Here is a 23,669-nt window from a genome sequence, read left to right on the forward strand (position 1 = left end):
CGGCTGCTCAGCCCTTGCCGGCGTGGCTGGCGAGCTGGTCGAGGCCCTGGATGACGCCGCCGGCCAGGTCGCCGCCGCCGAAGGACGCCACCATGGAGAGCGCGGCCAGCTTCGCGTACGTGTCCGGGATGCGCTTGCGGGCGTACTTGCCGGTGACGATCTCCAGCTGCCGCTGGTTGGGCGACACCGCGATCAGCACCGACCGGTCCGGCTCGGCGAGCTGCCGGTGCAGCCGCTCGGCGTGCTCCCGGATCGGCTCGTCGAGGCCGCCCACGTAGACCGAGAAGACCAGGCCGGTGCCCTGGTCGGCCAGGCGGAGCGCCTCGTCGATGCGGAGGAGCTGCCGGGTCGGGAACGGCCCGTCCAGCACGTCGGGCGGCGTGCCCGTCCCGGTCGTGGGCCGCGCTTCACCAACGGTCACTTGCGCCTCCGGTTCCACCGGCCGGCGCCTCCCGGCCGGCCTTCTCCTGCTTGTGGCTGGTCAGCGCCGGCGCCTGCGCGCCGGCGGTCAGCGCGGTGCCGGCCGAGTCGGCCAGCTGCTCCGGGCGGCCCAGGAACCAGACCGGAGTGAAGTCGAAGGGCCGACCCGGCCGGTAGCGCTTGGCGCCGCCACCGTGGCCACGGCTGCCGGCGGCCGCCAGACCGGCGATCACCAGCACCGCGGCGACCGGGATGCCGACGAAGACCACCAACGTCTCGGTAACAGACAATCCCAACGCCCCCAGGCGGAAGAGAGACCAGGAATGTTCCGGGTCGGGTGGACGGTCACGACGGGCCGCGCCCGACCTCGCTTGTGATGTTCACGTTAGCGGAGTCGACGGCCCGCCAGATTGCGGGGTGCTGATCCCACCCGCCACAGCAGTGCTCCAGTTGCGCGGCAGTGGCGATCAGCGTGGCGTCGTCGCCGTACCGGCCGGTGAGCAGCACCCCGACCGGCAGGCCGTCGGCGGTCCGGCCGACCGGCAGCGAAACGGACGGGTCGCCGGTGACGTTGAAGACCGCGCAGTACGGCGAGAAACGCCGCTGCCTGTCGAAATCCGTTGCCGGGTCGAGCGCGGCGAACGCGCCGACCGGCGCCTGCGGGGCCGTCAGCGTGGGGCAGAGCAGCAGGTCACAGCCGGCGGTCCGCCGCGCACCCCGGCGGACCTGGGCCTGGAGTTCGCCGAGCGCGGCCATCAGTCGGGCGGCGCCGATCGCCTCGCCCCGCTCGCGCAGGAACCGGGTCAGCGGCAGCAGCTCGCCCTCCCGACCGGCCGGGACGGGGGCGAGCGCCAGCGCGTACCAGACGGTCTCGAACATCGGCCACGCCTCCGGGCCGAGCGGCGCGGGGACCTCGACCACGTCGTGGCCGGCGTCGGCGAGCAGCGCGGCGGCCCGGTCGACGGCGGCCACGCAGTCGGGGTGGACCCGCTCGTCGGCGAGCATTCCGGTGGTGAAGCGGCCGATCCGCAGCCGGCCGGGCCCGGCGGCGCGGGCGGCGCCGAGGTAGCCCCCGGCGGGCGCGGCCGGCGGCAGGTAGGGCTCGCCGGGCACCGGTTGCGCCAGCACGTCGAGCAGCGCCGCCACGTCGGCGACGGTGCGGCCGAGCGGGCCGTTGGTGGGCAGCCCGAACGCGCCGAAGCCGAGCGGGCCGCCGGAGACCAGGCCCCGGCTGGGCTTGTGGCCGACCAGGCCGCAGAGCGCGGCCGGGATGCGCAGCGAGCCGCCGCCGTCGGAGCCCTGCGCGACCGGCACCAGGCCGGCGGCGACCGCGGCCGCCGCGCCGCCGCTGGATCCACCCGCGGTGTACGCCAGGTCCCACGGGTTGCGGGCCGGCGGCGCGACCCGCCCCTCGGAGTAGAGCGAGCAGCCCAGCTCGGAGGTGGTGGTCTTGCCGAGGCTGACCAGCCCGGCGCCGGTCAGGAAGCGCACCACGTCGGCGTCGACGGGCGGGACGAAGTCGGCGAACGCGGCCGAGCCGAACGTGGTCCGGACGCCGGCGGTCAGCGTGAGGTCCTTGATCGCGGTCGGCACCCCGTGCAGCGGCCCGCGCGCGTCCGTCGGCACGGCGTCGGCGGCCCGCGCGGCGGCTCGGGCGTGCTCGGCGGTGACCGTGACGAACGCGCCAACGGTGTCGCCGAGCGCGTCGACCCGGCGCAGGTGGTGCTCGACCAGTTCCAGGCTGGACAGTTCGCCCCGGCGGATCGCGGCGGCCTGCTCCAGCGCGGTCAGGTCGTGCGGCTCGGCCATGGCCACCATCCTGCCCGCTTCGTGGCGGGATCGCCGGCCGACACGTCCGGCCGTGCGGCGGCCCGGCCATACCCGCCTGGCATGACCGGATCGGGATTGCCGCGCGACGGACGCGGCGCGGACCATCAATTCATCGGTCATCTTCGATCGCTGTTCACCCCGACCACCGCCAGGAGCATGCCGTGCAACCCATCACCGCCCCGCACGACCGCCCATCCCGGGGCCGGCCGGCCCGCCGCCGCCGTCTCGCGCGTACCCTCCGCCCGTTGCTCGCCCTCGCCCTGGCCGCCGCCGGGCTCACCGCGCTGCCCGCCGCGCCGGCCGGGGCCCGCGACGGCGCCCCGGTCGCCCCGCTGGCCGCGCTGGCCGCGAACCCCTACGAGCGGGGTCCCGCGCCCACGGTGGCCAGCATCGAGGCCACCCGGGGTCCGTTCGCCATCGCCCAGACCACGGTCGCCGCGTCGGCCGTGAGCGGATTCCGGGGCGGCACGATCTACTACCCGACCAGCACCGCCGAGGGCACGTTCGGCGCGGTGGCCGTCTCCCCCGGGTTCACCGCCAGCCAGTCCTCGGTCGCCTGGCTCGGACCGCGCCTGGCCTCCCAGGGCTTCGTGGTCATCACCATCGACACGCTCTCCGTCTACGACCAGCCGGCCAGCCGGGGCACCCAACTCCTGGCCGCCCTGGACTACCTGACCGCCACCAGCGCGGTGCGGACCCGGATCGACCGCAACCGGCTCGCGGTGATGGGGCACTCGATGGGCGGCGGCGGGAGCCTGTCCGCGGCCAACACCCGCCCCACGCTCCAGGCGGCGATCCCGCTGACCGGTTGGCACACCGTGAAGAACTGGTCGTCGGTACGCGTGCCGACGCTCGTCGTCGGCGCCGAGAACGACACGGTGGCGCCGGTGTCGTCGCACTCGGAGCCGTTCTACACCAGCCTGCCGGCCACCCTGGACAAGGCGTACCTGGAGCTGAACGCGGCCAGCCACTCCGCACCGACCTCGCCGAACGTGACGGTCGCGAAGTACAGCATCTCCTGGCTCAAGCGGTTCGTCGACGACGACACCCGCTACGAGCAGTTCCTCTGCCCGGCGCCCCGGGGCAGCGCCATCGAGGAGTACCGCGACACCTGCCCGCACTCCTGACCCGCGCGGCCGTCCGCGGTTGCCGGCGATCGTCAGGACGATGGGGACTTGTCGTCGAGGAGCCCTGTCCAGTCCCGGTCGATCGCCAGCAGCTCGCGGACGGCGGTCCTCCGGTCGAGGCCGAGGAAGCGCAGGGCGTTGCCGCCCAGCAGCGCGGTCCGCTGCGCGTCGGTGAGGAAGTCGGACCGGTGCACCACCTGCCCGACCGGCCGCTCCCCCAGCGGGTACGGGTAGTCGCTGCCGAGCAGCACCCGGTCGACGCCCATGGTGTCCACCAGCAGCCGCAGCGCGGCGGGCTCGAACACCACCGAGTCGACGCTGAACCGGTCGACGTACGAGCTGGGCGGCGCGCTGGACGCGCCGCGTACCAGGTCGCCGCGGCGGTGCCAGGCGTTGTCGGCGCGGCCCAGCCAGAACGGGAAGCTGCCGCCGCCGTGCGCGAAACAGATCCGCAGCGTCTCCGGCACCCGGTCGAACACGCCGCCGAGGATCAACGCCAGCACCGACAGGTGCGTCTCCGCCGGCATGCCGGTCAGCCAGCGGGCCATCCACCGGTTCAGGCGGGGCCCGCCGGGCATGTCCCACGGGTGCACGAAGACCGGCGCGCCGACCTCGGCGCAGTGGGTCAGGAACGCCACGATGCCGGCGTCGTCGAGGTCCCGGTCACCGACGTGGTTGCCGATCTCCACACCGGCGTGCCCGGCCGCGAGGCAGCGGTCCAGCTCGGCGCAGGCGGCGTCCGGGTCCTGCAACGGCACCTGGCAGAACGGCACCAGCCGGTCCCCACCGGCGGCGGTGACCTCCAGCGTGAGGTCGTTGAAGATCCGGGCCACCTTGACCGCCTGGTCGGCCGGGCGGTCGTAGCCGAAGAAGACCGGGGTCGGCGAGACGACCTGGACGTCGACGCCGTCGGTGGTCATGTCGGCGAGCCGGGTGGGCGCGTCCCAGCACGCCGCGCCGACCGGCCGGAACTCCGTCTCCCCCACCATGATCATGGCGGCGCGCTCGGAGTCCACCCGCAACCAGGGCCAACCGGACCCGCCGCAGGCCGCGTCGAGGTCCGGCCACCCCTTCGGTACGACGTGCGTGTGCACGTCGACGACCGGCACCGGCATCAGCCCTTGCCCGGGTGCAGCGCGCCGCAGTTGTCGCAGGTGCGGGCCTTCTCGTCGGCGTAGAACGCGGCGAAGACCGGGGGCAGGTCGGCGGCGATGTCGCGCACCTGCAACTCGACCTCGTGCACCTTGTTGCTGCACTCGGCGCAGTACCACTGGAACTTCTCCAGCGTGCCCTCCTCGCGGACCCGCTCGATCACCATGCCGATCGAACCGGCCTCCGGACGCTGCGGCGAGTGCGGGGTGTTGCGCGGCAGCATCCACATCTGACCCTCGCGCACGTGCACCGTACGCGGCCCCTCGGGCGTCATCAGGTTGATGTGCATGTTGCCCTTGACCTGGTAGAAGAACTCCTCGTACGGGTCGACGTGGAAGTCGGTGCGCTGGTTCGGCCCGCCCACCACCATGACGATGAAGTCGTCGCTGCCGGGCAGCATCTCCTTGTTGCCCACCGGGGGCTTGAGCAGGTGCTGGTTCTCGCCGATCCAGCCGGAGAAGCTGAACGGCTCGGCGATCTCACTCATGGGAACCTCCCGACGGAAGTAGGGCGACGGCCTGCATCTCGATCAGCAGGTGCGGGTGCGGAAGCTGGTGCACGGCCACCGTGGTCCGGGTCGGCCCGGCGGCGTCGAAGAACTCCGCCCACACCTCGTTGTAGCCGCCGAAGTCGTTCATGTTGACCAGGTAGCTGGTGACCTGCACGAGGTCGGTCAGCTCCGCGCCCACCGACCGGAGCAGGTCCCGGATGTTCTCGACCACGGCCCGGGTCTGCGCCCGGATGTCCAGGTCGGTGGTGCCGAGTTCGTCCACCGACACACCGGCGAACGTGTTGTCCGGCCGGCGCGACGACGTACCGGAGACGAAGACGAACCCGCCCGCCACCTTGACGTGCGGGAACGCGCCGCGCGGCACGGCCTTCCCGGCCACCACGCGGGCGGTCATGACACCGCCTTCAGCGACGCGGAACCGAGCTTCTCCACGGTGGCGCGCACGTGCGCGCCCGGACGCAGCGGCACCGCGGCGGTGGCCGCGCCGGCCAGGAACACCCAGCCCTTGCGCAGCCGCACGCCGTACCGGCCGGCCAGCCGCAGGCCCTCGTCCAGCGCGCGGCGCGGGTCACCGAGGATGGCGGCGGTCGAGCCGACCTGCGCCACCCGCCCGTCGATCTCCAGCAGCACACCGAGATTGTCCAGCCCGTCGGGCACCGGTGACCAGGGCCCGATCGCGAACGCGGCGGCCGAGGTGTTGTCCGCGACCACGTCCGGCAGCGAGAACGTGAAGTTCGCGTACCGGGAGTCGATCAGCTCGATCGCCGGGGCGACCGCGCGGACCGCCCGGGTGAACGAGCCGACCGGCTCGCCGGGCTCGGGCAGCCGGTCCAGCAGGAACGCCACCTCCGGCTCGACCCGGGGGTGGATGAAGCCGCCGGTGTCGACCGTCCCGCCGTCCGGCACCCGCATCACGTCGGTGAGCCGACCCCAGATCACCTCGTCCACGCCGACCTGGGCCATCTTGGCCCTGCTGGTCAACCCCATCTTCAGCCCGACCAGCCGCTCGCCCCGGTCGAGGCGGCGCTGCACCAACGCGGCCTGCACCGCGTACGCGGCGTCCACGTCGAGGCCGGTCTCGGCGGCGAGCTGTCCGATGGCGGTGGCGGAGTCGGCCGCCGCGCCCAGCTTCTCGGCGATCCCCGCGACGTCCGGCCCGATCATGAGTTCTCCTTGCCGTCGGCCAGGTCCAGTGCCACGTCCACGATCATGTCCTCCTGGCCGCCGACCATCCGGCGGCGACCCAGCTCGACCAGGATCGAGCGCACGTCCACGCCGTACTTCGCCGAGGCCCGCTCGGCGTGGCGCAGGAAGCTGGAGTAGACGCCCGCGTACCCCAGGGAGAGCGTCTCCCGGTCCACCTGGACCGGCCGGTCCTGCAACGGGCGGACCAGGTCGTCGGCGGCGTCCATCAGCGCGAACACGTCACAGCCGTGCTTCCAGCCGTGCAGCTCGGCGACCGCCACGAACACCTCCAGCGGGGCGTTGCCGGCGCCCGCGCCCATGCCGGCCAGCGACGCGTCCACCCGCACGGTGCGCCCGGACGGCGCGCCGACCGGACCGTCGCCGAGCACACGGCCATGCTCGACCGCCAGCACGCTGTTCGCCACGCCCAGCGACAGGTTGTGGTGCGCGTGGATGCCGATCTGCGTCTCCGGCGCCAGCACCTGCCGGTACGCGTCGACGCGCTGCGCCACGTCGGACATCAGCAGCCGGCCGCCGGAGTCGGTGACGTAGACGCAGTGCGCGCCGTACGACTCCATCAGCCTGGCCTGCGCGGCCAGCCCGGCCGGGTCGTTCAGGTGCGACATCATCAGGAACCCGGCGACGTCCATGTCGTTCTCCCGGGCCCAGGCGATGTGCTGGGCGGAGATGTCCGCCTCGGTGCAGTGGGTGGCGATCCGCACGCTTGTCACGCCGAGCGCCTTCGCCGCCTTCAGGTCGGCGATGGTGCCGATGCCTGGTAGCAGCAGCGTGGTGAGCCGGGCGTTCGTCAGCACCTCGGCGGCGGCCGAGATCCACTCCGCGTCGGAGGCCGCGCCGTGGCCGTAGTTGACGCTGGAGCCGGCCAGCCCGTCGCCGTGCGCGACCTCGATGGCGGCCACGCCGGCGGCGTCGAGCGCGGCGGCGACGGTGCGGACCTGGTCGACGGTGTAGCGGTGGGCGATGGCGTGCATGCCGTCGCGCAGCGTCACGTCCTGGATGTAGAGGTCGGTCATCGCACAGCCGCCTTCCGGAGCGTGACCAGCCGCTCGGCGGTACGCAGCGCGGCCGACGTCATGATGTCCAGGTTGCCGGCGTACGCGGGCAGGTAGTGCCCGGCGCCGGAGACCTCCAGGAACACCGAGACCTGGAGCCCGGTGACGTGCCGGCCGAGCACCGGCGCGTACGTGTCCACCGGGTCGAACTGCACCTCCTGCTTGAGCCGGTAGCCGGGCACGTACTCCTGCACGGTCTGCACCATGTCGGCCACCGAGGCGGCGATCGCGGCCCGGTCGGCGTCGGCGTCCGGGCAGAGGCAGTAGACCGTGTCCCGCATCAGCAGCGGCGGGTCGGCCGGGTTCAGCACGATGATCGCCTTGCCGCGTTCGGCGCCGCCGACCACCTCGATGGCCCGGGCGGTGGTCTCGGTGAACTCGTCGATGTTGGCCCGGGTGCCCGGCCCCGCCGACTTCGAGGCGATCGACGCGACGATCTCCCCGTACGCGACCGGGGTGACCCGGCCGACCGCGTGCACGATCGGCACGGTGGCCTGCCCGCCGCAGGTGACCATGTTGACGTTCGGCTCGGCCAGGTGCTCGTCCAGGTTGACCGGCGGCACCACGTACGGGCCGAGCGCGGCCGGGGTCAGGTCGACCACGGTCCGGCCGTGTGCGCGCAGCACCTCGTCGTGGCGGCGGTGCGCGCCGGCCGAGGTGGCGTCGAAGACCAGCTCCACGTCGGCGAACTCGGGCAGCGCCACGAGGCCGTCGACGCCCTCGGCGGTGGTGGTCACGCCGAGCCGGCGGGCCCGCGCCAGCCCGTCCGAGGCCGGGTCGATGCCGGCCATCGCCACCATCCGCAGTTCGGTGCTCAGTCTGAGCACCTTGATCATCAGGTCGGTGCCGATGTTGCCCGACCCGAGCACCGCCACGCCGACGCTCATGAGCTGGTCTCCTTCGAGAAACAGGTCCGCACCGAGCCGAGCCCGGAGATCCGCGCCTCGTACGCGGCGCCGGGCGTGACCGGCACCATCGGGCCGAGCGCCCCGGACAGCACCACGTCACCGGCCTTCAGCGGGTCACCGGCGCGGGCCAGCGTGCCGGCCAGCCACGCCAGCGCGTGCAACGGGTTGCCGAGGCAGGCCGCGCCCGCGCCGACCGAGACCGGCTCCCCGGCGTGCTCCAGCACCATGCCGCACAGCCGCAGGTCCACGTCGGCCAGCCGGCGCGGCGCGGTGCCGAGCACGAACAGCCCGCTGGACGCGTTGTCCGCGATCGTGTCCACGATGGAGATGTCCCAGCCGGCGATCCGTGAGTCGACGATCTCGATGGCCGGCAGCACGTGGTCCACGGCCCGGATCAGGTCGACGGTGGTGACCCGCTCGTCCGGCAGGTCGACGCCGAGCACGAACGCGATCTCCGCCTCCACCCGGGGCTGGAGCAGCCGGTCGATCGGCACCTCCACACCGTCGCCGACGGCCATGTCGTCGAAGAGGATCCCGAAGTCGGGCTGGAAGACGCCGAAGCTCTCCTGCACCGCCCGCGAGGTCAGGCCGATCTTCGCGCCGACCCGGCGGTGCCCCTTGCCGAGCCGCTGCCGGGTGTAGACCTGCTGCGCCTGGTACGCGGCCTCGACGTCGCCCTCCGGCAGCAGCCGGCCACGCAGCGGCGGGCAGGGTTTCCCCTCCTGCCGGGCCACCGCCAGCTCCCGGTTGGCGGCCTCGATGTCCACGGTCATGTCGGCTCCTCGCTCACGGTCCTCGGGCTGCCGGCCATTCTCACTCACGTCAGGTCCACGCAGACGTTCGTCAGTTCCGAGTAGAAGTCGAGCGAGTGCACGCCGCCCTCCCGGCCGACCCCGGACGCCTTCACCCCGCCGAACGGGGTGCGCAGGTCACGCAGGAACCAGGTGTTGACCCAGACGATGCCGGCGTCCAGCCGCGCCCCGGCCCGGTGCGCCCGGCCCACGTCCCGGGTCCAGACGGTCGCCGCCAGGCCGTAGTCGGTGCCGTTGGCCAGCGCGTACGCCTCGTCCTCGGAGTCGAACGGCGCGACGTGCACGACCGGCCCGAAGATCTCCTCGCGGTTGGTCCGGGCGTCCGCCCCGAGGCCGGTGAGCACGGTCGGCTGCACGTACGCGCCGCCGTCGCGGGCGTCTCCGAAACGCGGCGTGCCGCCGCCCGCGCGCACCTCGGCGCCCTCGGTACGGGCCAGCGCGTAGTGGCCCAGCACCTTGTCCCGGTGGGCGTGCGAGATCAGCGGCATGTTGACCGTGGCCTCGTCCGCCGGCCAGCCGTACGCCAGCTCGTCGGCGCGCTTCGCCAGCCGCGCGGTGAACTCCTCGAAGACCGGCCGCTGCACGTAGATCCGCTCGGTGCAGAGGCACACCTGGCCGCCGTTGGTGAAGCTGGACCGCACCGAGCCGGCGACCGCCGCGTCCAGGTCGGCGTCCGCGAAGACCAGGCCGGCGTTCTTGCCGCCCAGCTCGAAACTGACCGCCTTCACGCCGTCGGCGGCGGCCCGCATGATCGCGCTGCCGGTGGCCGACTCGCCGGTGAACGTGATCGCGTCCACGCCCGGGTGCCGGGTCAGGTGCTCGCCGGCCGAACCGGGCCCGAAGCCGTGCACCAGGTTGAACACGCCGTCCGGCACGCCGGCCGCGGCCATCACCTCGGCCAGCAGCGTGGCCGACGCCGGCGTCTCCTCGCTGGGCTTGACCACCACCGCGTTGCCGCAGGCCAACGCCGGGGCGACCTTCCAGGTGAGCAGCAGCAGCGGCAGGTTCCACGGCACGATGACGGCGACCACGCCGACCGGCTTGCGGACCGCGTAGTTGAGCGCCCGGCCGCCGGTCGGGGTGACCGTGGTGAACGACTCGGTCGGCGCGGTCGCCACGATCTCGGCGAACGCCCGGAAGTTGGCCGCGCCGCGCGGGATGTCCAGCGTGCGGGCCTGCGAGATGGCCTTGCCGGTGTCCGCCACCTCGGCCGCCACCAGGTCGTCGAAGCGGCGTTCCAACTCGTCGGCGACCCGGCGCAGCACCTCGGCGCGTTCCCGCTCCCCCATCCGGCCCCACGGGCCGCGCAGCGCGGCCCGGCCGGCGGCCACCGCGTCGTCGACCACCGACTCCGACGCCTCCACCACCTCGAAGACCGGCTCGCCGGTGACCGGGCTGCGCTTGGTGAACCGGGGGCCGGCGTCGACGAACGCGCCGCCGACGAAGTTGCGCAGCAGGCCGGGGCCGTCCGGCGCGTGCCCGGTCATCAGCCGGGGGTCCCAGCGCGTCACCGCCGTCTCCCCAACGCCGCGCCGACACCGGCGGCCAGCAGCGCCACCGCGCCGGCCGCGACCGCGCCGACGGCGGCGTACTGCCGGCGGACCCGGCGGCGCACCTGCGCGTACGGGGTGGTGGAGAACGAGACCAGCTCGTACTGGGAGACGTAGCGGCCGGGCAGCGCCCGTTCCAGCGCGTGCTCGACCGTCTTGCGGGCCCGGAACACCGGCGAGGCGACCTTGTCCCGCATCTCCACGAAGTTGGCCAGCGCCATCCGGGCGATCGCCTCCGCGTCGTCCTGGCGGCGGTGCTGGAACAGCGGCAGCGCGGCGGCCCACTCGTCGTCGCACTCGTCGAGGCAGCGGTCCAACTCGACCACGTCCTCGAACGCGCAGTTCGCGCCCTGGCCGTAGAACGGCACGATGGCGTGCGCGGCGTCGCCGAGCAGGCCGACGCGGCCGGCCACCTGCCACGGCGTGCAGCGCACCGTGCCGAGCACGCCGACCGGGTTGTGCTGGTAGTCGTCGACCAGGTTCGGCGCGAGCGGGACCAGGTCCGGGTAGTGGTCGGCGAAGAACCGCTCGATCGCGGCCGGGCTGCTCAGCGACGCGAAGCTGCTCCTGCCGTGGGTGGGCCAGAACAGCGTGCAGGTGAAGGAGCGGTCCGGGTTCGGCAGCGCGATCATCATCGAGGTGCCGCGCGGCCAGATGTGCAGCGCGCCCGGGTCCAGGGCGAACTCCCCGCCGATCGGCGGGACGGTCAGCTCCTTGTAGCCGTAGTCGAGGAAGTCCAGGCTCTCGGTCAGCCCCCCGTACGCCAGCAGTTGCCCGCGCACCGCGGAGCCGGCGCCGTCCGCGCCGAGGACGACCGACGCGGTGGCGGTGACCTTGCCCTCGGGGGTCTCGAACGTCATCTCGCCGCCGACCGGGTCGAGGCCGACCAGCCGGTGGTCGAACGCGACCCGCACGCCCGGCAGCGCGGCGGCGGCGTCGAGCAGCGCGTTGTTCAGCGCGCCCCGGCTGATCGAGTTGATCGCCCGGTCACCGGAGACGCTGTACGACTGGAACTGCGGCTCACCCTCGACCGGGTGGATCATCCGGCCGCGCATCGGCAGCGCGTCCGCCATCACCTGCTCGTCCAGGCCGATCCGGCGCAACGCGTCCAGGCCGCGCTCGGAGAGCGCCAGGTTGATCGAGCGCCCGCGCTCGACGGTGCCGGTGCGCGGGTCCCCCCGCCGCTCGTAGAGCGCCACCGGGTAGCCGCGCCGGGCCAGGAAGCAGGCCAGCAGGCAGCCGGCCAGCCCGGCGCCGACCACCGCGATCTCGTCGCGTTCCGTGCTCATGAGTCGGCCTCCACGGTCGCGGCCAGCGCGTCGGCGACCCGCCAGCAGTCGTGGTACGTCGAGTAGAGCGGCACCGGCGCGAACCGGACCACGTCCGGCTCCCGGGCGTCGGCGATCACGCCGTGCTCGTGCCGCAGCCGCTTGGTCAGCTCGCTCGCGCTACCCGTGCCGATCCGGACGGAGAGCTGGCAACCCCGGCGGGCCGGGTCGCGCGGTGTGATGACGGTCAGCGGCCGGCCGGGCGTCACCTCGTCGAGCAGCCGTTCCAGCCAGCCGGTGAGCCGCAGGCTGCGCTCCCGCAAGGCGGGCATGCCGACGGCGTCGAACAGCGCCAGCGAGGTGCGTACCGGGCCCATCGCGAGGATCGGCGGGTTGGAGATCTGCCACGCCTCCACGGTGGCCGGCGGGCGGGACACCGGCGTCATCTCGAACCGGGTGGCCGCCTCGGTGCTCCACCAGCCCTCGAACCGGGGCAGCGACGCGTCGCCGAGGTGGCGTTCGTGGACGAAGACGCCGGCCAGCGCGCCCGGACCGGAGTTCAGATACTTGTAGGAGCACCAGGCGGCGAAGTCGACGTCCCAGTCGTGCAGCGCCAGCGGCACGTTGCCGGCCGCGTGCGCCAGGTCCCAGCCGACGACCGCGCCGGCGGCCCGCCCGGCGGCGGTGATCGCCGGGATGTCCATCAGCTCGCCGGTGAGGTAGTTGACGCCGCCGAGCAGCAGCAACGCCACCGTGTGCCCCTCGGCCGCCAGGAAGTCGGTGACGTCGGACGTGCGCAGGGTGTCCGCACCGGGGCGCGGCTTCAGCCGCACCACCGTGGCGTCCGGGTCCAGGCCGTGGAACCGGGCCTGGCTGCGCACCGCGTAGCTGTCCGACGGGAACGCGCTGTCCTCGATGACGATCCTCGTGCGTTCCCCGGCGGGCCGGTAGAAGCTCACCATCAGCAGGTGCAGGTCCACCGTGAGCGAGTTCATCACCACGGTCTCCGTGGGCAGCGCGCCGACCAGTCGCGCGGCCGGCGCGGTCAACAACTCGTGGTACGACAGCCAGGGCCGCTCCGCCTCCAGGTGCCCCTCCACGCCCAGCCGACGCCAGGCGTCCAGGTCGGCGACGAGTTCGTCCCGGGTGGCCCGGGGTTGCAGGCCCAGCGAGTTGCCGGCCAGGTACGCCACCTCGGGGTGCCGCCCGCCCTCGGCCGGCGGCACGTGGAACAGGTGTCGGTGGCCGGCGTCGGCGGCGTCGAGCCGGTGGGCTTCGCTCTCGGGGGTGATCATCGTGTGTTCTCCGGTCACATCGCGGTACGGGCCGACCACAGCTCCGGGAAGACCACCCGGGCCATGCTGCGCTGCAACCATGCCAGGCCGGCCGAGCCGCCGCTGCCGACCTTCGCGCCCATGGTGCGCTGCACCGCCTTGACGTGGTTCCACCGCCAGTCGCCGAACTGCTCGGCCACCTCGGTGAGCGCGTCGCCGAGCAGGCGCAGGTGGTTGTCCGGGCCGCCGTCGCCGTAGACGCGCACCCAGGCCGCCTCGACCGCCGGGTGCGACTCGTGCTCGACCGCGACGTCCCGCTCCAGCAGCTCGGCCGGCAGCGGGAAGCCGCGGCGGGCGAGCAGCGCCATCACGTCGTCCCAGAGGCTCGGCGTGGCCAGCGCGGCGGTCAGCTCGGCGTGCACGTCGGTCTGCCGGCGGAACGGGCGGATCAGCGCCGGGTCCCGCAGGCCGAGCAGGAACTCCAGTTGGCGGTACATCGCGGACTGGAAGCCCGACCCCTCGCCCAGCCGGTCCCGGAACCGGTTGAAGTCGGCCGGCGTCATCCAGCGCAGCCCCTGCCAGGCGGCGTTGAGCCCCTCCAGGTGCAGCGCGGCGCGGCGCAGCGGCGGCAGCGCCTCCCAGATCCGGTTGGCCCGCAGCTCGCGCTGGGCGTGCCGCAGCTCGTGGCAGGTCAGCTTGAAGTACAGCTCCATGATCTGGCTGACCATCAGGAAGGACATCTCGCCCGGGTCGTCGCTGAGCGGCTGCTGGAGCTGGTGCAGCGTGCTGGCGTGCACGTACGCGTCGTACGGCACGCGCTCGGCGAACTCCAGCGTCGGTTCGCCTCCGTTGCGCGCCGCTCGGGCCGCCCGCTGCTGCGGGGTGGCCGGGCGCACCGCCGTCGTCTGTTCCACCGTCATCTCCGTCCGTGCGCGGGGTAATCGCCATGATCTCGCCGGTACGCGGGCCGAGGGAATGCCGGTTCAACGGCGGTATGGTGGTCTGACCTCACGAGCCGAAAGCATCTCGGGTCTCCGACTTCACGGAAGAAAGGCCGCCGCGTGGACGACATGGACTGGGCGCTGCTCCGGGAACTCCAGGCCGACGCCCGGCTCTCGTTCAGCGAGCTGTCCCGCCGGGTGCACCTGTCCCCGCCGGCCGTCGCCGAGCGGGTCCGGCGGCTGGAGGAGTCCGGGGTGATCACCGGCTACCACGCCCACGTGGACCTGGCCCGGGCCGGGCGGACCGTGCTGGCGTTGATCCGGATGTCCTGTTACGGCGCGCGCTGCATCCTCAACGACCCGCGGGTGACGCGGTGGCCGGAGATCATGGAGATCCACCGGATCACCGGCGACGCGTGCAGCATGCTCAAGGTCGCCGCCGCCTCGATGGGCGATTTCGAGGCCGTCATAGACCGCCTGGCCCCCTACGGCCAGCCCTCCAGCACCATGGTCCTCTCCACGCCGCTGTCCTGGCACCCCGTCGTGAAAGGCGGGGCCCCCGGTTAACGCCTCCGGTAGAGGAACGGGCCCCGGTTAACTCCCGGCCGGCCGGGAAGGCAGCCCTCGCTGCCCGTCAGCAGGATTCCGGTGCGCCGTCGCACCGGGAGGGGGGAATCATGCCAGGGCTCCTGTCACATCGCGCGCTGTCATCCGTACTGGGCCTGCTCGGCCTGGTCGCGGCGTTCGTCCTCACCACGGCCGTACCGGCCCGGGCCGGGGAGAGTGTCTTCATCGAGGTGACGCCGAACAGCGTCCAGGCGGGCTCCCGGGTGAACCTCCGGGCCGGCTGCGACGCCAACAACAACCGCCAGGCCCAGGTCACCTCGGACGCGTTCGGCCGGGTGACACTGCGGTCGAACAACGGCTTCCTCACCGGCTCGGTCACCGTGCCCGCCAACAAGGCGCCCGGCGACTACCCGGTGAACCTCGACTGCGCCAACGGCAACACCGCCTCGACCATGCTCACCGTGCTGAACATGTCGCAGCCGAGCAAGGGGCCGGCGACCGGGGGCGGGGGCACCGCGGGCGGTCGGGGCGCCGGCTCGCTGCTGCTGGTCGGTGGCCTGGCCGCGGTGGCCGTGGTGGCCGGCGTGAGTGCCCGCCGCAAGCCCGGTGGCCGCGTCTGACGGGACGCGGCCATGGCCCGCTCGACGCGCCGCGCCCGCCGCGGCCGGACCCGCCCCGCCGACCCGCCGGACCGGACCGGGCGGCTGCGCGCCGCGCTCCGCGTGACGTCCCGGGCCGCGCGCCGGTTCACCCACGCCGCCGGGCACGCGTTCTCGGCCAGCGTCACCACCGCCGACCCGCACGTCCGCCCGGCCGCGGCCCGCACCACCACGCCCACCACCCGCCGGTACGCCCCGACGCCCGGCCCCGGCGTCCCGGTGCTGGTGGTGGCCGGCCTGATGGTGCTGATCGTGGCGATGCTCGGCGTGGAGCGGGTGACCGGCGCGAGCGTGCTGCCGGACCGGATCGTCGCCGGCCTGCGCCCTCCGCCGAAGAAGTTCCCGGTGCTGCCGGCCAGCCCGCCTACCGACCTGACCATCGGCAAGCTGAACCTGCGTGCCCCGGTGCACCGGGTGGGCATCGCGCCGGACGGCAGCATCGCGGTGCCGGACGTCAGCCGGGCCGGCGAGGTCGGCTGGTACGACCAGGGCCCGACCCCCGGCCAGTACGGCCCGGCGGTGCTCGTCGGTCACGTCGACACCACCACCGGCCCGGCCGTCTTCCACGGGCTGCGGGAACTCGACGACGGCGACCGGATCGAGGTGACCCGCCAGGACCGGTCGGTGGCGGTCTTCGAGGTGACCTCGATCGAGCGGTACGGCAAGGAGAAGCTGCCGGTGCAGGAGGTCTACGGCGACTTCAGCCGCCCCAACCTGCGGCTGATCACCTGCGGTGGTCGCTGGGTGGGCGGCGAGACCGGGTACGCCGACAACCTGGTCGTCTACGCGTCGCTGGTGCAGGCGCGCTGAGCGGCCGGCCGGTCAGGCCGCCTCGGGCTCCGGCTCGCGCAGGTCGAGCCAGTCGGCCCAGCGCGGGTCGGGAGCGCGGTGCCCCAGCACCCGCCAGGCGCTGCCCTTCGGCGCCGCCGGCAGGTGGTGCAGCCGCCAGCCCAACTCGGCGGGCGTCTTGTCGCCCTTGGTGTGGTTGCAGCGCGCGCAGGCCGCCACCACGTTCTCCCAGGCGTGCCGGCCGCCCCGGCTGCGCGGGAAGACGTGGTCGATGGTCTCCGCCGGCCCGCGACAGTAGGCGCACCGCCACCCGTCCCGGGCGAAGATCCCCCGGCGGGAGAGGCCCACCTGGGTGCGGTAGGGCACCCGGACGTAGCGGGTCAGCCGTACCACGGAGGGCACCGGGAGCTCGTTGCGCGCGCTGTGCAGGATGCCCTCGCCGTCGGCCACGCAGACCGCCTTGGCGGAGAGGACGAGAATGGCGGCCCGACGCACCGACACGACGCACAGGGGCTCGTAGGTGGCGTTGAGAACGAGTGCACCGGAGCCCGCCGTGGGTCGTATGTCAGGCATCGCGCTCACCCTCCCGGTCCAGCCCTCCCGCCGCCACCACGCCGAGACCGCCCCGCGCACTGCGCGAAACGGCCCCGGCGCCGGCCGGATCACCGACGTCCGTTGGGCCAATAGTCCCTGATCGCGCCCCGGATTGCACGCACTAATCCGGGGTACCCGCTGGGAGGCTGACTCCGGCATGCCAGGATGACCGGTTCCGGCCGGGATGATCGCCGCCCCCGGGCCGCCCCATCGGGGCGGGTCCGTGCGGTCCGTGCCCCGCCGGTGGGGTACGAATTTCCCGTGAATGTCTCCGACCTGATCACCGCCGTGCTGTCCGCCGTCTCCGACCGGCGCCCGGACTGCAAGGGCAGCAGTTCCTGCGAGTGGGTGTACCGGGCCACCAACTCCGCCTGGTTCGCCGAGAGCAGCTACTGGATCCTGCTGAAGCCGCTGCGGGTCGCGCTGATCCTGCTGCTGGCCGTCGCCGCCCGCTGGGCGATGCACCGCACCATCAACCGGCTGGTGCGCACCACCACGCAGGGCGCGGTGCCGACCATGCTCCGTCCGCTGCGCGAGCGGATCCCCAGCGCCACCCTCGACCCGGAGCAGTTCGTGCCGGAACGCCGGCGGCAGCGCGCCGAGGCGATCGGGTCGGTGCTGCGCAGCATGGTCACCGCGTTCGTCTTCGGCATCGCGCTGCTGATGGTGCTCAAGGAGTTCAGCTTCGACCTGGCGCCGCTGCTGGCCAGCGCCGGCATCGCCGGCGTGGCGCTCGGCTTCGGCGCGCAGAGCCTGGTGAAGGACCTGATCGCCGGCCTGTTCATGCTGATCGAGGACCAGTACGGGGTGGGTGACACGGTCGACCTCGGCGAGGCGACGGGCGTGGTGGAGGCGGTGGGCCTGCGGGTCACCACGGTCCGCGACGGCCGGGGCGTGCTCTGGTACATCCGCAACGGGGAGATCATCCGGGTCGGCAACAAGAGCCAGGGCTGGGCGCTGGTCGTGGTGGACCTGCCGATCGGCTTCGCCGGCACCGAGGAGGCCACCGCGGTGCTGCGGACCGCGGCGGCGTCGGTGGCGCTGGACCCGGAGCTGGCCCCACAGATCGTGGAGCAGCCGGAGGTGCTCGGCGTGGAACAGATGACCGTCGACGGCGCGGTGATCCGCACCGTGGTCAAGACCACCGCCGAGGGACAGTTCGCGGTCGGCCGTGAGCTGCGCCGCCGACTCGCGGAGGCGCTGGAGAACTCCGGGATCACCGCCCGGATCGCCGCCGCCCGGCTCTATCCCGGGCTGCCGCCGCAGCCGCCGGCGCCGCTCCGGCCGGAGGGAACGGGCACCGGCGGGGCCGCCTGAGGGCCGGCGTGGACGACCGATTTCCGGGGGTCGCGCCTCGCGCGGCCCCTCGGGTATCGTCCGTTCGTTCAGTCGGAGATGCGACGATCAATCCGTTCGCCCTAGTCAGTTGTCAGACGATCGGGCAGAATCCGGTGAACACGCTCCCCCGGGGAGTGTGTCGTGTCCTCGCCGATCGGTTGATCTGACGACGGTTCCCGGTCGGGCCATCACAAGTGGCCGGCTCGGAACGATGGAGGCGACGGTGTCCGACCAGCGACCCGCCGAGGAGAGTCCGGCCACCTTCCGTGACGTGTTCGGCCAGTCGGAGTTCCGCGCGCTGTTCGCCGCCAACGTCCTGTCCTGGGTCGGCGACTACCTCGCCAAGGCCGCGGTCACCGTGCTCGTGCTGCGCGAGACCCAGTCGGTCGCGCTCTCCGCCGCCGCCTTCGCGGCCAGCTACCTGCCCTGGCTGATCGGCGGCCCGCTGCTCTCGGCGCTCGCCGAACGACACCGCTACCGCCGGGTCATGGTGCTCTGCGACCTGATCCGGATGGCGCTGATGGTGCTGGTCGCCATGCCGTTCATGCCGGCCTGGTCGATCCTCGGCCTGATCTTCCTGGCCACGCTGGCCAACCCGCCGAGCCAGGCGGCGCGCTCGGCGTTGCTGCCGCACGTCCTCACCGGCGACCGGCTGGTGGTGGGCCTCGCCGCCTCGACCAGCGCGGCGCAGGCCGCCCAGGTCGTCGGCTACCTCGCCGGGGCGACCATCGCGGTGCTGAATCCGAGCACCGCGCTGCTGCTCAACGCGGGCACGTTCGCGCTGTCGGCCGCGCTGGTCCGGTTCGGCCTGCGCGACCGCGCCCCGTCGATGACCGAGGCGCACCGCAGTCACCTGCTGCGGGAGACCGCGCAGGGCTTCCGCATCGTCTTCGAGCGGCCGGTGCTGCGCGCCATCGCGGTGCTGGTGTTCAGTGCCATGCTCTTCTCGATCGTGCCGGAGGGGCTGGCCGCCGGTTGGGCCGCCGAACGCACCGACGGCGGCATGGACACCGGCACCGCCCAGGCGGTCATCATGGCCGCCAACCCGATCGGCTACGTCATCGGCGGGCTGCTGATCGGCCGGCTCGCCACGCCGGCCCGTCGGCTGGCCCTGATGCCGCCGCTGGCGGTCCTCGCGCCGGCGGTGCTCGTACCCTCGCTCCTCGATCCGCCGCCGGTCGTGGTGGCGCTGCTGGCCGCCGCGTGCGGCTTCGCGGTCGGGGGCATCGTCCCGGTCGCCAACGGCCTCTTCGTGCAGGCGCTGCCGGACGGCTACCGAGCCCGGGCGTTCGGCGTGATGGCCAGCGGCACCCAGATCCTCCAGGGCGTCTCGGTGCTGGCCACCGGCGCGCTCGCCGAGCGGTTCACCATTCCGACGGTGGTCGGGCTGTGGAGCGCGGCCGGGGTGCTGCTCATGATCGTCGCGGCGGTCACCTGGCCCCGCCCGGCGACGATCGGGGCGGCCGTCGACGCCGCCCGCGCCGAGTCGGCCGCCGGGAACGGCCCCCCGACGGCCCGGGAGCCGGCCGGGGGCGACCGGGGGCGGGAGCCCGCCCGGCACCGGCACGCGGTGACGTGACCTCCGCCGCCCGGCGGGCGGGCGCGGCCACCGGGTCGCGCCTGGCAGGATGGGAGCGTGACTTCCCCAGGCGAGTCGATGACGCTGTTCGAGGCGATCGGCGGTGAACCCGCCTTCCGCAAGCTGGTCGACGAGTTCTACGCCGGCGTCGCCGACGACCCGCTGCTGCGGCCGATGTACCCGGAGGAGGACCTGGGCCCGGCGGCGGACCGGCTGACCCTGTTCCTGATCCAGTACTGGGGCGGCCCGCGCACCTACTCGGACCAGCGCGGGCACCCACGGTTGCGGATGCGGCACGCCCCGTTCCGGATCGGCGCCGCCGAACGCGACGCCTGGCTGCGCCACATGCGGCACGCGGTGGACACGCTGGACCTGCCGCCGCAGCTCGCCGTCGCGCTCTGGGACTACCTGGAGCGGGCCGCGTACTTCATGGTGAACGTGGCGGACGACCCGGCCGCCGGCTGACCGGCGCCCCGGCGGCGCGGGCTCAGAGCAGGGCGCCCTCGTCGTGCAGCCAGTCGACGAACGTGGTGGCCACCGCCGCGCCGCAGTCGAGCATCTCGACCAGCAGCGCGTCGTGGGTGCCGGCGCCGAGCGGCACCTGCAGCTCGGCGTAGATCGGGAGCTGGCCACGCTCGGTCGGGTCGCCGATGTACGCCTTGCAGAACCGTCGGGTGTGGTTCCACTCGTTCACCACCCGGTAGGCCCGGTCGGCCCAGTCCGGCGGCACGGTCGCGTGTGGACGGGCCCGCATCACGAGGATCTCGTCCTCCGGCCCCTCCAGCGCGACCAGCACGGCGTGCCGCTCCCACATGGCCAGCAGGTTGCCGTCACCGTCGGCCAGGTAACGCACGTCGAGCAGGTCGAGCGCGTCACAGACCCGGCTCAGCGTGACCGGGGCGACCGTGGCCGGCATGTCCGCGATGACCGGCCGCTCGGGCGCCGCCGCGTCGTCGTCCGGCCGGCGTGGGGTCGGTGGCCCGACCCGGACGCTGTCGTCCACTGTGGTCCCGCTTCGGGTTTCCGGCTCGCCGCCACCGGCGGGACCGGGGCGCCATGACCACCACGGCATCGCTCGCGCACCTCACTCCCCAGCGGATCCAGCCGCCTACGGTGCGTTGGATCCGAGGATGGACGGTACCCGGACAGCCGGCAGGAGGCATCCCCCCACCGGCCGCCCCAGCCCGGAAGAATGATGCCGGGTCATCCGTTCGGATGAACTCGGGTAGGCGTGAGTGCAAGGTCCGCGACCGTCCGCGACCACGCCGCCCCGTACGGGCCGACCAGCCCGACCCAGTGGCCGGCCACCCGCACCTGAACGTCGCCGGCGCCGGTGCCGAGGAAGCCGAGCCGCACCACGCCCTGCACCAGCCGCTGTGACACCTCCACCGGCGCGCCGGGCTCGCCGTCCGGGGTCACCACCACCGCGACGTGGTCCAGCAGCGCGTCCCGCAGCACACGCTGGCCGACCGCCCGGCCCGCCACCCCGTGGGTGGCCGCCTCGCGCAGCGTCCCGGCCGCCGCGTCCGCGATCCGGCGCAGCTCCGCGCCGGGGAGCAGCTCGACCGGGCGGCTGACCGGTGGCGGCAGCGGCCAGCGCCAGCCGTCGTCGCGTCGCCGCGGCAACGCCGCGCCCCCGGCGGAGAGTTCGGCCAACAGGTCCGCGGCGGCGACCGTGACGTCGCCGGGCCCGTCCCCGGGCACGGTACGCACCACGAGCACCCCCCAGGGCAGGCGGGCCCAGAGGGCGGTACGGCCGGCGCCGGGCACCGGACGGAGCCGGACCAGGACGGCCGGGTCGAACCGGACCAGCCGGGCGAGGAACGCGCCGGCGTCGGCCACCCCGGTCAAGCCGTGCCCGCCCGTCGTCCCGGTCATCCGGCCAGCCCGGGGGCGTGGCGGAGCAGGAACACCCGCTCGTCGGCGGAGATCCGGCGCGGGCGCTGGGTGGACAGGTCGAACGGGACCAGCACCGACCGGGCGGTGCCGGCCAGCGTGTCGCCGTCGTACAGCTCGTACGCGACCGAGAAGGAGGCGGCCCGGATCTCGTCGACCCAGAGCTCGATCCGTACCGTCGGTGCCGCCTCCGCGCTGGCCCGGCCGAGCGCGTAGTCGACCGGGCGCAGGTAGTCGACCTCGTGCCGGCGGATGACCACCCCGTCGGCGAACGAGTCGACGCCCCACGCCCGGCCACCGGCGAACATCATCGCCACCCGGGCCTCCTCGTAGAGCGTGAGGAAGCGGGCGTTGTTGACGTGGCCGTACGCGTCCAGGTCGGACCAGCGCAGCGCGCAGTGGTAGACGAACCGGTCAGTCACGGGTGAGCTTGCGGTAGGTCACCCGGTGCGGCCGGGCCGCGTCGGCGCCCAGCCGGTCGATCTTGTTCTTCTCGTACGCCTCGAAGTTGCCCTCGAACCAGAACCACCTGGCCGGGTTCGCGTCGTCGCCCTCCCAGGCCAGGATGTGCGTGGCGACCCGGTCCAGGAACATCCGGTCGTGGGAGATGACCACGGCGCAGCCGGGGAACTCCAGCAGCGCGTTCTCCAGGCTGGAGAGCGTCTCCACGTCCAGGTCGTTGGTCGGCTCGTCGAGCAGGATGACGTTGCCGCCGATCTTCAGCGTCAGCGCCAGGTTGAGCCGGTTGCGCTCGCCGCCGGAGAGCACCTTGGTGGGCTTCTGCTGGTCCGGCCCCTTGAAGCCGAACGCGGCGATGTACGCCCGGGACGGCATCTCGACCTTGCCCACCATGAGGTGGTCCAGTCCGTCGGAGACGACCTCCCAGACGGTCTTGTCCCCGTCGAGGCCCTGCCGGTTCTGGTCGACGTACGACAGCGAGACGGTCGGCCCGACCTTGACCTCGCCGCCGGTCGGCTGCTCCAGCCCGACGATGGTCTTGAACAGCGTGGTCTTGCCGACGCCGTTCGGGCCGATGATGCCGACGATGCCGTTGCGCGGCAGCGAGAACGACAGGTTGTCGATCAGCACCCGGTCGCCGAAGCCCTTGGTCAGGTTGTGCGCCTCGATGACGGTGCTGCCCAGGCGCGGGCCCGGCGGGATCTGGATCTCCTCGAAGTCCAGCTTGCGGGTCTTCTCCGCCTCGGCGGCCATCTCGTCGTACCGGTCGAGGCGGGCCTTGGACTTGGTCTGCCGCGCCTTGGCGTTCGACCGGACCCAGTCCAGCTCCTCGGTGAGGCGCTTGCGCATCTTGGCGTCGCGACGACCCTCGACGGAGAGCCGGGCGGCCTTCTTCTCCAGGTAGGTGGAGTAGTTGCCCTCGTAGCCGATGGCCCGGCCGCGGTCCAGCTCCAGGATCCAGCCGGCCACGTTGTCGAGGAAGTACCGGTCGTGCGTGATGGCCAGGACGGTGCCGGCGTACTTGGCCAGGTGCTGCTCCAGCCACTGCACGCTCTCCGCGTCCAGGTGGTTGGTGGGCTCGTCGAGCAGCAGCAGGTCGGGCGCCTCCAGCAGCAGCTTGCACAGCGCCACCCGGCGGCGCTCACCACCGGAGAGCTGGGTCACGTCGGCGTCCGGCGGCGGGCAGCGCAGCGCGTCCATGGCCAGTTCGAGCTTGGAGTCGATGTCCCACGCGTCGGCGTTGTCCAGCTCCTCCTGGAGCTTGCCCATCTCCTCCATCAGCTCGTCGGAGTAGTCGGTCGCCATCTGCTCGGCGATCTTGTTGAACCGCTCCAGCTTCGACTTGGTCTCGGCGACCGCCTCCTCGACGTTGCCCAGGACGGTCTTGGCGTCGTTCAGCGGCGGCTCCTGCGCCAGCATGCCGACGGTGAAGCCGGGCATGAGCCGGGCCTCGCCGTTGCTCGGCCGGTCCAGCCCTGCCATGATCTTGAGCAGGCTGGACTTGCCGGCGCCGTTCGGGCCGACCACACCGATCTTGGCACCCGGCAGGAAGCTCAACGTCACGTTGTCCAGCACGACCTTGTCGCCGTGCGCCTTGCGTGCCTTCTCCAGGACGTAGATGTAGTGAGCCACGGTGCGGGCTACCTCCGTCGGTTGCGATCGCGGGCTTGCGGGGTGCGGGGCGCGGGCTTCGACTCCGCCCGCCGCCGCCGGCCGGGAGCCGGCCGTGCGCACGCC

Annotated in this window: 26 protein-coding genes; 7 read left to right on the forward strand and 19 right to left on the reverse strand. The window is 73.4% G+C overall.

Annotated features, from left to right (window positions below):
* Positions 1-7 precede the first annotated feature (7 nt).
* The 3 genes from OG767_RS25790 to OG767_RS25800 form a co-directional block, all read right to left on the reverse strand.
* Positions 8-421, reverse strand: coding sequence for a DUF5130 family protein (locus OG767_RS25790; protein ID WP_405090875.1), 414 nt, complete (start codon positions 419-421; stop codon positions 8-10).
* Complete coding sequence (locus OG767_RS25795; RefSeq protein WP_405094309.1) at positions 408-692, reverse strand: hypothetical protein; 285 nt, start codon at positions 690-692, stop codon at positions 408-410. The genes OG767_RS25790 and OG767_RS25795 overlap by 14 nt, the downstream gene beginning before the upstream one ends.
* A 73-nt stretch (positions 693-765) precedes the next feature.
* Positions 766-2,229, reverse strand: coding sequence for an amidase (locus OG767_RS25800; protein WP_405090876.1), 1,464 nt, complete (start codon positions 2,227-2,229; stop codon positions 766-768).
* Between the two features lie 191 nt (positions 2,230-2,420).
* Between OG767_RS25800 and OG767_RS25805 the strand changes: the two genes are divergently transcribed.
* Complete coding sequence (locus OG767_RS25805) at positions 2,421-3,377, forward strand: alpha/beta hydrolase (protein ID WP_405094310.1); 957 nt, start codon at positions 2,421-2,423, stop codon at positions 3,375-3,377.
* A 32-nt stretch (positions 3,378-3,409) separates the two neighbouring features.
* Here the strand turns inward: OG767_RS25805 and OG767_RS25810 are convergent, their stop codons facing one another.
* From OG767_RS25810 to OG767_RS25860, 11 genes are read right to left on the reverse strand one after another with little or no spacing between them, the layout of a single operon-like run.
* Positions 3,410-4,492, reverse strand: a complete 1,083-nt coding sequence (locus tag OG767_RS25810) for an amidohydrolase family protein (RefSeq protein WP_405090877.1) — start codon at positions 4,490-4,492, stop codon at positions 3,410-3,412.
* Positions 4,492-5,016, reverse strand: a complete 525-nt coding sequence (locus OG767_RS25815; protein WP_281937343.1) for a 3-hydroxyanthranilate 3,4-dioxygenase — start codon at positions 5,014-5,016, stop codon at positions 4,492-4,494. The genes OG767_RS25810 and OG767_RS25815 overlap by 1 nt, the downstream gene beginning before the upstream one ends.
* Positions 5,009-5,434, reverse strand: a complete 426-nt coding sequence (locus tag OG767_RS25820; protein ID WP_405090878.1) for a RidA family protein — start codon at positions 5,432-5,434, stop codon at positions 5,009-5,011. Before OG767_RS25820 ends, OG767_RS25815 begins: the two co-directional genes overlap by 8 nt.
* The gene (locus tag OG767_RS25825) at positions 5,431-6,204 is read right to left on the reverse strand and encodes a 2-keto-4-pentenoate hydratase (RefSeq protein ID WP_405090879.1); all 774 of its coding nucleotides are present in this window, start codon (positions 6,202-6,204) and stop codon (positions 5,431-5,433) included. Before OG767_RS25825 ends, OG767_RS25820 begins: the two co-directional genes overlap by 4 nt.
* The gene (gene dmpG / locus OG767_RS25830; protein WP_405090880.1) at positions 6,201-7,259 is read right to left on the reverse strand and encodes a 4-hydroxy-2-oxovalerate aldolase; all 1,059 of its coding nucleotides are present in this window, start codon (positions 7,257-7,259) and stop codon (positions 6,201-6,203) included. Before dmpG ends, OG767_RS25825 begins: the two co-directional genes overlap by 4 nt.
* Entirely contained in the window at positions 7,256-8,185 is a 930-nt protein-coding gene (locus tag OG767_RS25835; protein ID WP_405090881.1) for an acetaldehyde dehydrogenase (acetylating), read from the reverse strand. The genes dmpG and OG767_RS25835 overlap by 4 nt, the downstream gene beginning before the upstream one ends.
* Complete coding sequence (locus tag OG767_RS25840) at positions 8,182-8,979, reverse strand: 2-keto-4-pentenoate hydratase (protein ID WP_405090882.1); 798 nt, start codon at positions 8,977-8,979, stop codon at positions 8,182-8,184. The genes OG767_RS25835 and OG767_RS25840 overlap by 4 nt, the downstream gene beginning before the upstream one ends.
* A 44-nt stretch (positions 8,980-9,023) precedes the next feature.
* A complete protein-coding gene (locus OG767_RS25845) occupies positions 9,024-10,505 on the reverse strand; it encodes a 2-hydroxymuconic semialdehyde dehydrogenase (protein ID WP_405094311.1) in 1,482 nt (493 codons plus the stop codon).
* Positions 10,506-10,525: 20 nt separating this feature from the next.
* Complete coding sequence (locus tag OG767_RS25850; protein ID WP_405090883.1) at positions 10,526-11,857, reverse strand: FAD-dependent oxidoreductase; 1,332 nt, start codon at positions 11,855-11,857, stop codon at positions 10,526-10,528.
* Positions 11,854-13,131, reverse strand: coding sequence for a kynureninase (kynU, locus tag OG767_RS25855; RefSeq protein ID WP_405090884.1), 1,278 nt, complete (start codon positions 13,129-13,131; stop codon positions 11,854-11,856). Before kynU ends, OG767_RS25850 begins: the two co-directional genes overlap by 4 nt.
* Positions 13,132-13,145: 14 nt before the next feature.
* Positions 13,146-14,030, reverse strand: coding sequence for a tryptophan 2,3-dioxygenase (locus OG767_RS25860; RefSeq protein ID WP_405090885.1), 885 nt, complete (start codon positions 14,028-14,030; stop codon positions 13,146-13,148).
* A gap of 141 nt (positions 14,031-14,171) precedes the next feature.
* Here OG767_RS25860 and OG767_RS25865 point away from each other — a divergent pair, with 141 nt between their 5' ends.
* The 3 genes from OG767_RS25865 to OG767_RS25875 all read left to right on the forward strand — a co-directional run bounded on the left by OG767_RS25865 (position 14,172) and on the right by OG767_RS25875 (position 16,087).
* The gene (locus tag OG767_RS25865; RefSeq protein ID WP_405090886.1) at positions 14,172-14,618 is read left to right on the forward strand and encodes an Lrp/AsnC family transcriptional regulator; all 447 of its coding nucleotides are present in this window, start codon (positions 14,172-14,174) and stop codon (positions 14,616-14,618) included.
* Between the two features lie 110 nt (positions 14,619-14,728).
* Positions 14,729-15,238, forward strand: a complete 510-nt coding sequence (locus tag OG767_RS25870) for a hypothetical protein (protein ID WP_405090887.1) — start codon at positions 14,729-14,731, stop codon at positions 15,236-15,238.
* Positions 15,239-15,250: 12 nt separating this feature from the next.
* Complete coding sequence (locus OG767_RS25875; protein ID WP_405090888.1) at positions 15,251-16,087, forward strand: class F sortase; 837 nt, start codon at positions 15,251-15,253, stop codon at positions 16,085-16,087.
* Positions 16,088-16,099: 12 nt separating this feature from the next.
* Here the strand turns inward: OG767_RS25875 and OG767_RS25880 are convergent, their stop codons facing one another.
* Positions 16,100-16,639 (reverse strand): HNH endonuclease, encoded by a 540-nt coding sequence (locus OG767_RS25880; protein WP_405090889.1) that lies wholly within the window; start codon positions 16,637-16,639, stop codon positions 16,100-16,102.
* A gap of 282 nt (positions 16,640-16,921) precedes the next feature.
* Here OG767_RS25880 and OG767_RS25885 point away from each other — a divergent pair, with 282 nt between their 5' ends.
* The 3 genes from OG767_RS25885 (at position 16,922) to OG767_RS25895 (ending at position 20,042) form a co-directional block, all read left to right on the forward strand.
* The gene (locus OG767_RS25885; protein WP_405090890.1) at positions 16,922-17,977 is read left to right on the forward strand and encodes a mechanosensitive ion channel family protein; all 1,056 of its coding nucleotides are present in this window, start codon (positions 16,922-16,924) and stop codon (positions 17,975-17,977) included.
* Between the two features lie 232 nt (positions 17,978-18,209).
* Positions 18,210-19,577 carry an MFS transporter gene (locus OG767_RS25890; RefSeq protein ID WP_405090891.1) on the forward strand — a complete coding sequence of 456 codons (1,368 nt, stop codon included), beginning with the start codon at positions 18,210-18,212 and terminating at the stop codon, positions 19,575-19,577.
* A 78-nt stretch (positions 19,578-19,655) separates the two neighbouring features.
* Positions 19,656-20,042 carry a globin gene (locus OG767_RS25895; protein WP_107155936.1) on the forward strand — a complete coding sequence of 129 codons (387 nt, stop codon included), beginning with the start codon at positions 19,656-19,658 and terminating at the stop codon, positions 20,040-20,042.
* A gap of 22 nt (positions 20,043-20,064) precedes the next feature.
* Here the strand turns inward: OG767_RS25895 and OG767_RS25900 are convergent, their stop codons facing one another.
* The 4 genes from OG767_RS25900 to ettA all read right to left on the reverse strand — a co-directional run bounded on the left by OG767_RS25900 (position 20,065) and on the right by ettA (position 23,564).
* Positions 20,065-20,649 carry a YbjN domain-containing protein gene (locus OG767_RS25900; protein WP_405090892.1) on the reverse strand — a complete coding sequence of 195 codons (585 nt, stop codon included), beginning with the start codon at positions 20,647-20,649 and terminating at the stop codon, positions 20,065-20,067.
* A 131-nt stretch (positions 20,650-20,780) separates the two neighbouring features.
* Positions 20,781-21,455, reverse strand: a complete 675-nt coding sequence (locus tag OG767_RS25905; protein ID WP_405090893.1) for a hypothetical protein — start codon at positions 21,453-21,455, stop codon at positions 20,781-20,783.
* Positions 21,452-21,895, reverse strand: a complete 444-nt coding sequence (locus OG767_RS25910) for an acyl-CoA thioesterase (RefSeq protein WP_405090894.1) — start codon at positions 21,893-21,895, stop codon at positions 21,452-21,454. Before OG767_RS25910 ends, OG767_RS25905 begins: the two co-directional genes overlap by 4 nt.
* Entirely contained in the window at positions 21,888-23,564 is a 1,677-nt protein-coding gene (gene ettA, locus OG767_RS25915) for an energy-dependent translational throttle protein EttA (RefSeq protein ID WP_281937369.1), read from the reverse strand. Before ettA ends, OG767_RS25910 begins: the two co-directional genes overlap by 8 nt.
* Between the last annotated feature and the right edge of the window lie 105 nt (positions 23,565-23,669).

Origin of the sequence: Micromonospora sp. NBC_01392, assembly GCF_045040125.1 — a bacterium.
Lineage (GTDB): Bacteria > Actinomycetota > Actinomycetes > Mycobacteriales > Micromonosporaceae > Micromonospora.

Coding starts and splice junctions, on each gene's coding strand:
- OG767_RS25870 (WP_405090887.1), top strand. CDS start 14,729: ATGCCAGGGCTCCTGTCACATCGCGCGCTGTCATCCGTACTGGGCCTG.
- OG767_RS25895 (WP_107155936.1), top strand. CDS start 19,656: ATGACGCTGTTCGAGGCGATCGGCGGTGAACCCGCCTTCCGCAAGCTG.
- OG767_RS25825 (WP_405090879.1), bottom strand. CDS start 6,204: ATGATCGGGCCGGACGTCGCGGGGATCGCCGAGAAGCTGGGCGCGGCG.
- OG767_RS25840 (WP_405090882.1), bottom strand. CDS start 8,979: ATGACCGTGGACATCGAGGCCGCCAACCGGGAGCTGGCGGTGGCCCGG.
- dmpG (WP_405090880.1), bottom strand. CDS start 7,259: ATGACCGACCTCTACATCCAGGACGTGACGCTGCGCGACGGCATGCAC.
- OG767_RS25880 (WP_405090889.1), bottom strand. CDS start 16,639: ATGCCTGACATACGACCCACGGCGGGCTCCGGTGCACTCGTTCTCAAC.
- OG767_RS25905 (WP_405090893.1), bottom strand. CDS start 21,455: ATGACCGGGACGACGGGCGGGCACGGCTTGACCGGGGTGGCCGACGCC.
- OG767_RS25850 (WP_405090883.1), bottom strand. CDS start 11,857: ATGAGCACGGAACGCGACGAGATCGCGGTGGTCGGCGCCGGGCTGGCC.
- OG767_RS25890 (WP_405090891.1), top strand. CDS start 18,210: ATGGAGGCGACGGTGTCCGACCAGCGACCCGCCGAGGAGAGTCCGGCC.
- OG767_RS25860 (WP_405090885.1), bottom strand. CDS start 14,030: ATGACGGTGGAACAGACGACGGCGGTGCGCCCGGCCACCCCGCAGCAG.
- OG767_RS25800 (WP_405090876.1), bottom strand. CDS start 2,229: ATGGCCGAGCCGCACGACCTGACCGCGCTGGAGCAGGCCGCCGCGATC.
- OG767_RS25875 (WP_405090888.1), top strand. CDS start 15,251: ATGGCCCGCTCGACGCGCCGCGCCCGCCGCGGCCGGACCCGCCCCGCC.
- OG767_RS25845 (WP_405094311.1), bottom strand. CDS start 10,505: ATGACCGGGCACGCGCCGGACGGCCCCGGCCTGCTGCGCAACTTCGTC.
- OG767_RS25810 (WP_405090877.1), bottom strand. CDS start 4,492: ATGCCGGTGCCGGTCGTCGACGTGCACACGCACGTCGTACCGAAGGGG.
- kynU (WP_405090884.1), bottom strand. CDS start 13,131: ATGATCACCCCCGAGAGCGAAGCCCACCGGCTCGACGCCGCCGACGCC.
- OG767_RS25900 (WP_405090892.1), bottom strand. CDS start 20,649: ATGCCGTGGTGGTCATGGCGCCCCGGTCCCGCCGGTGGCGGCGAGCCG.
- OG767_RS25820 (WP_405090878.1), bottom strand. CDS start 5,434: ATGACCGCCCGCGTGGTGGCCGGGAAGGCCGTGCCGCGCGGCGCGTTC.
- OG767_RS25835 (WP_405090881.1), bottom strand. CDS start 8,185: ATGAGCGTCGGCGTGGCGGTGCTCGGGTCGGGCAACATCGGCACCGAC.
- OG767_RS25815 (WP_281937343.1), bottom strand. CDS start 5,016: ATGAGTGAGATCGCCGAGCCGTTCAGCTTCTCCGGCTGGATCGGCGAG.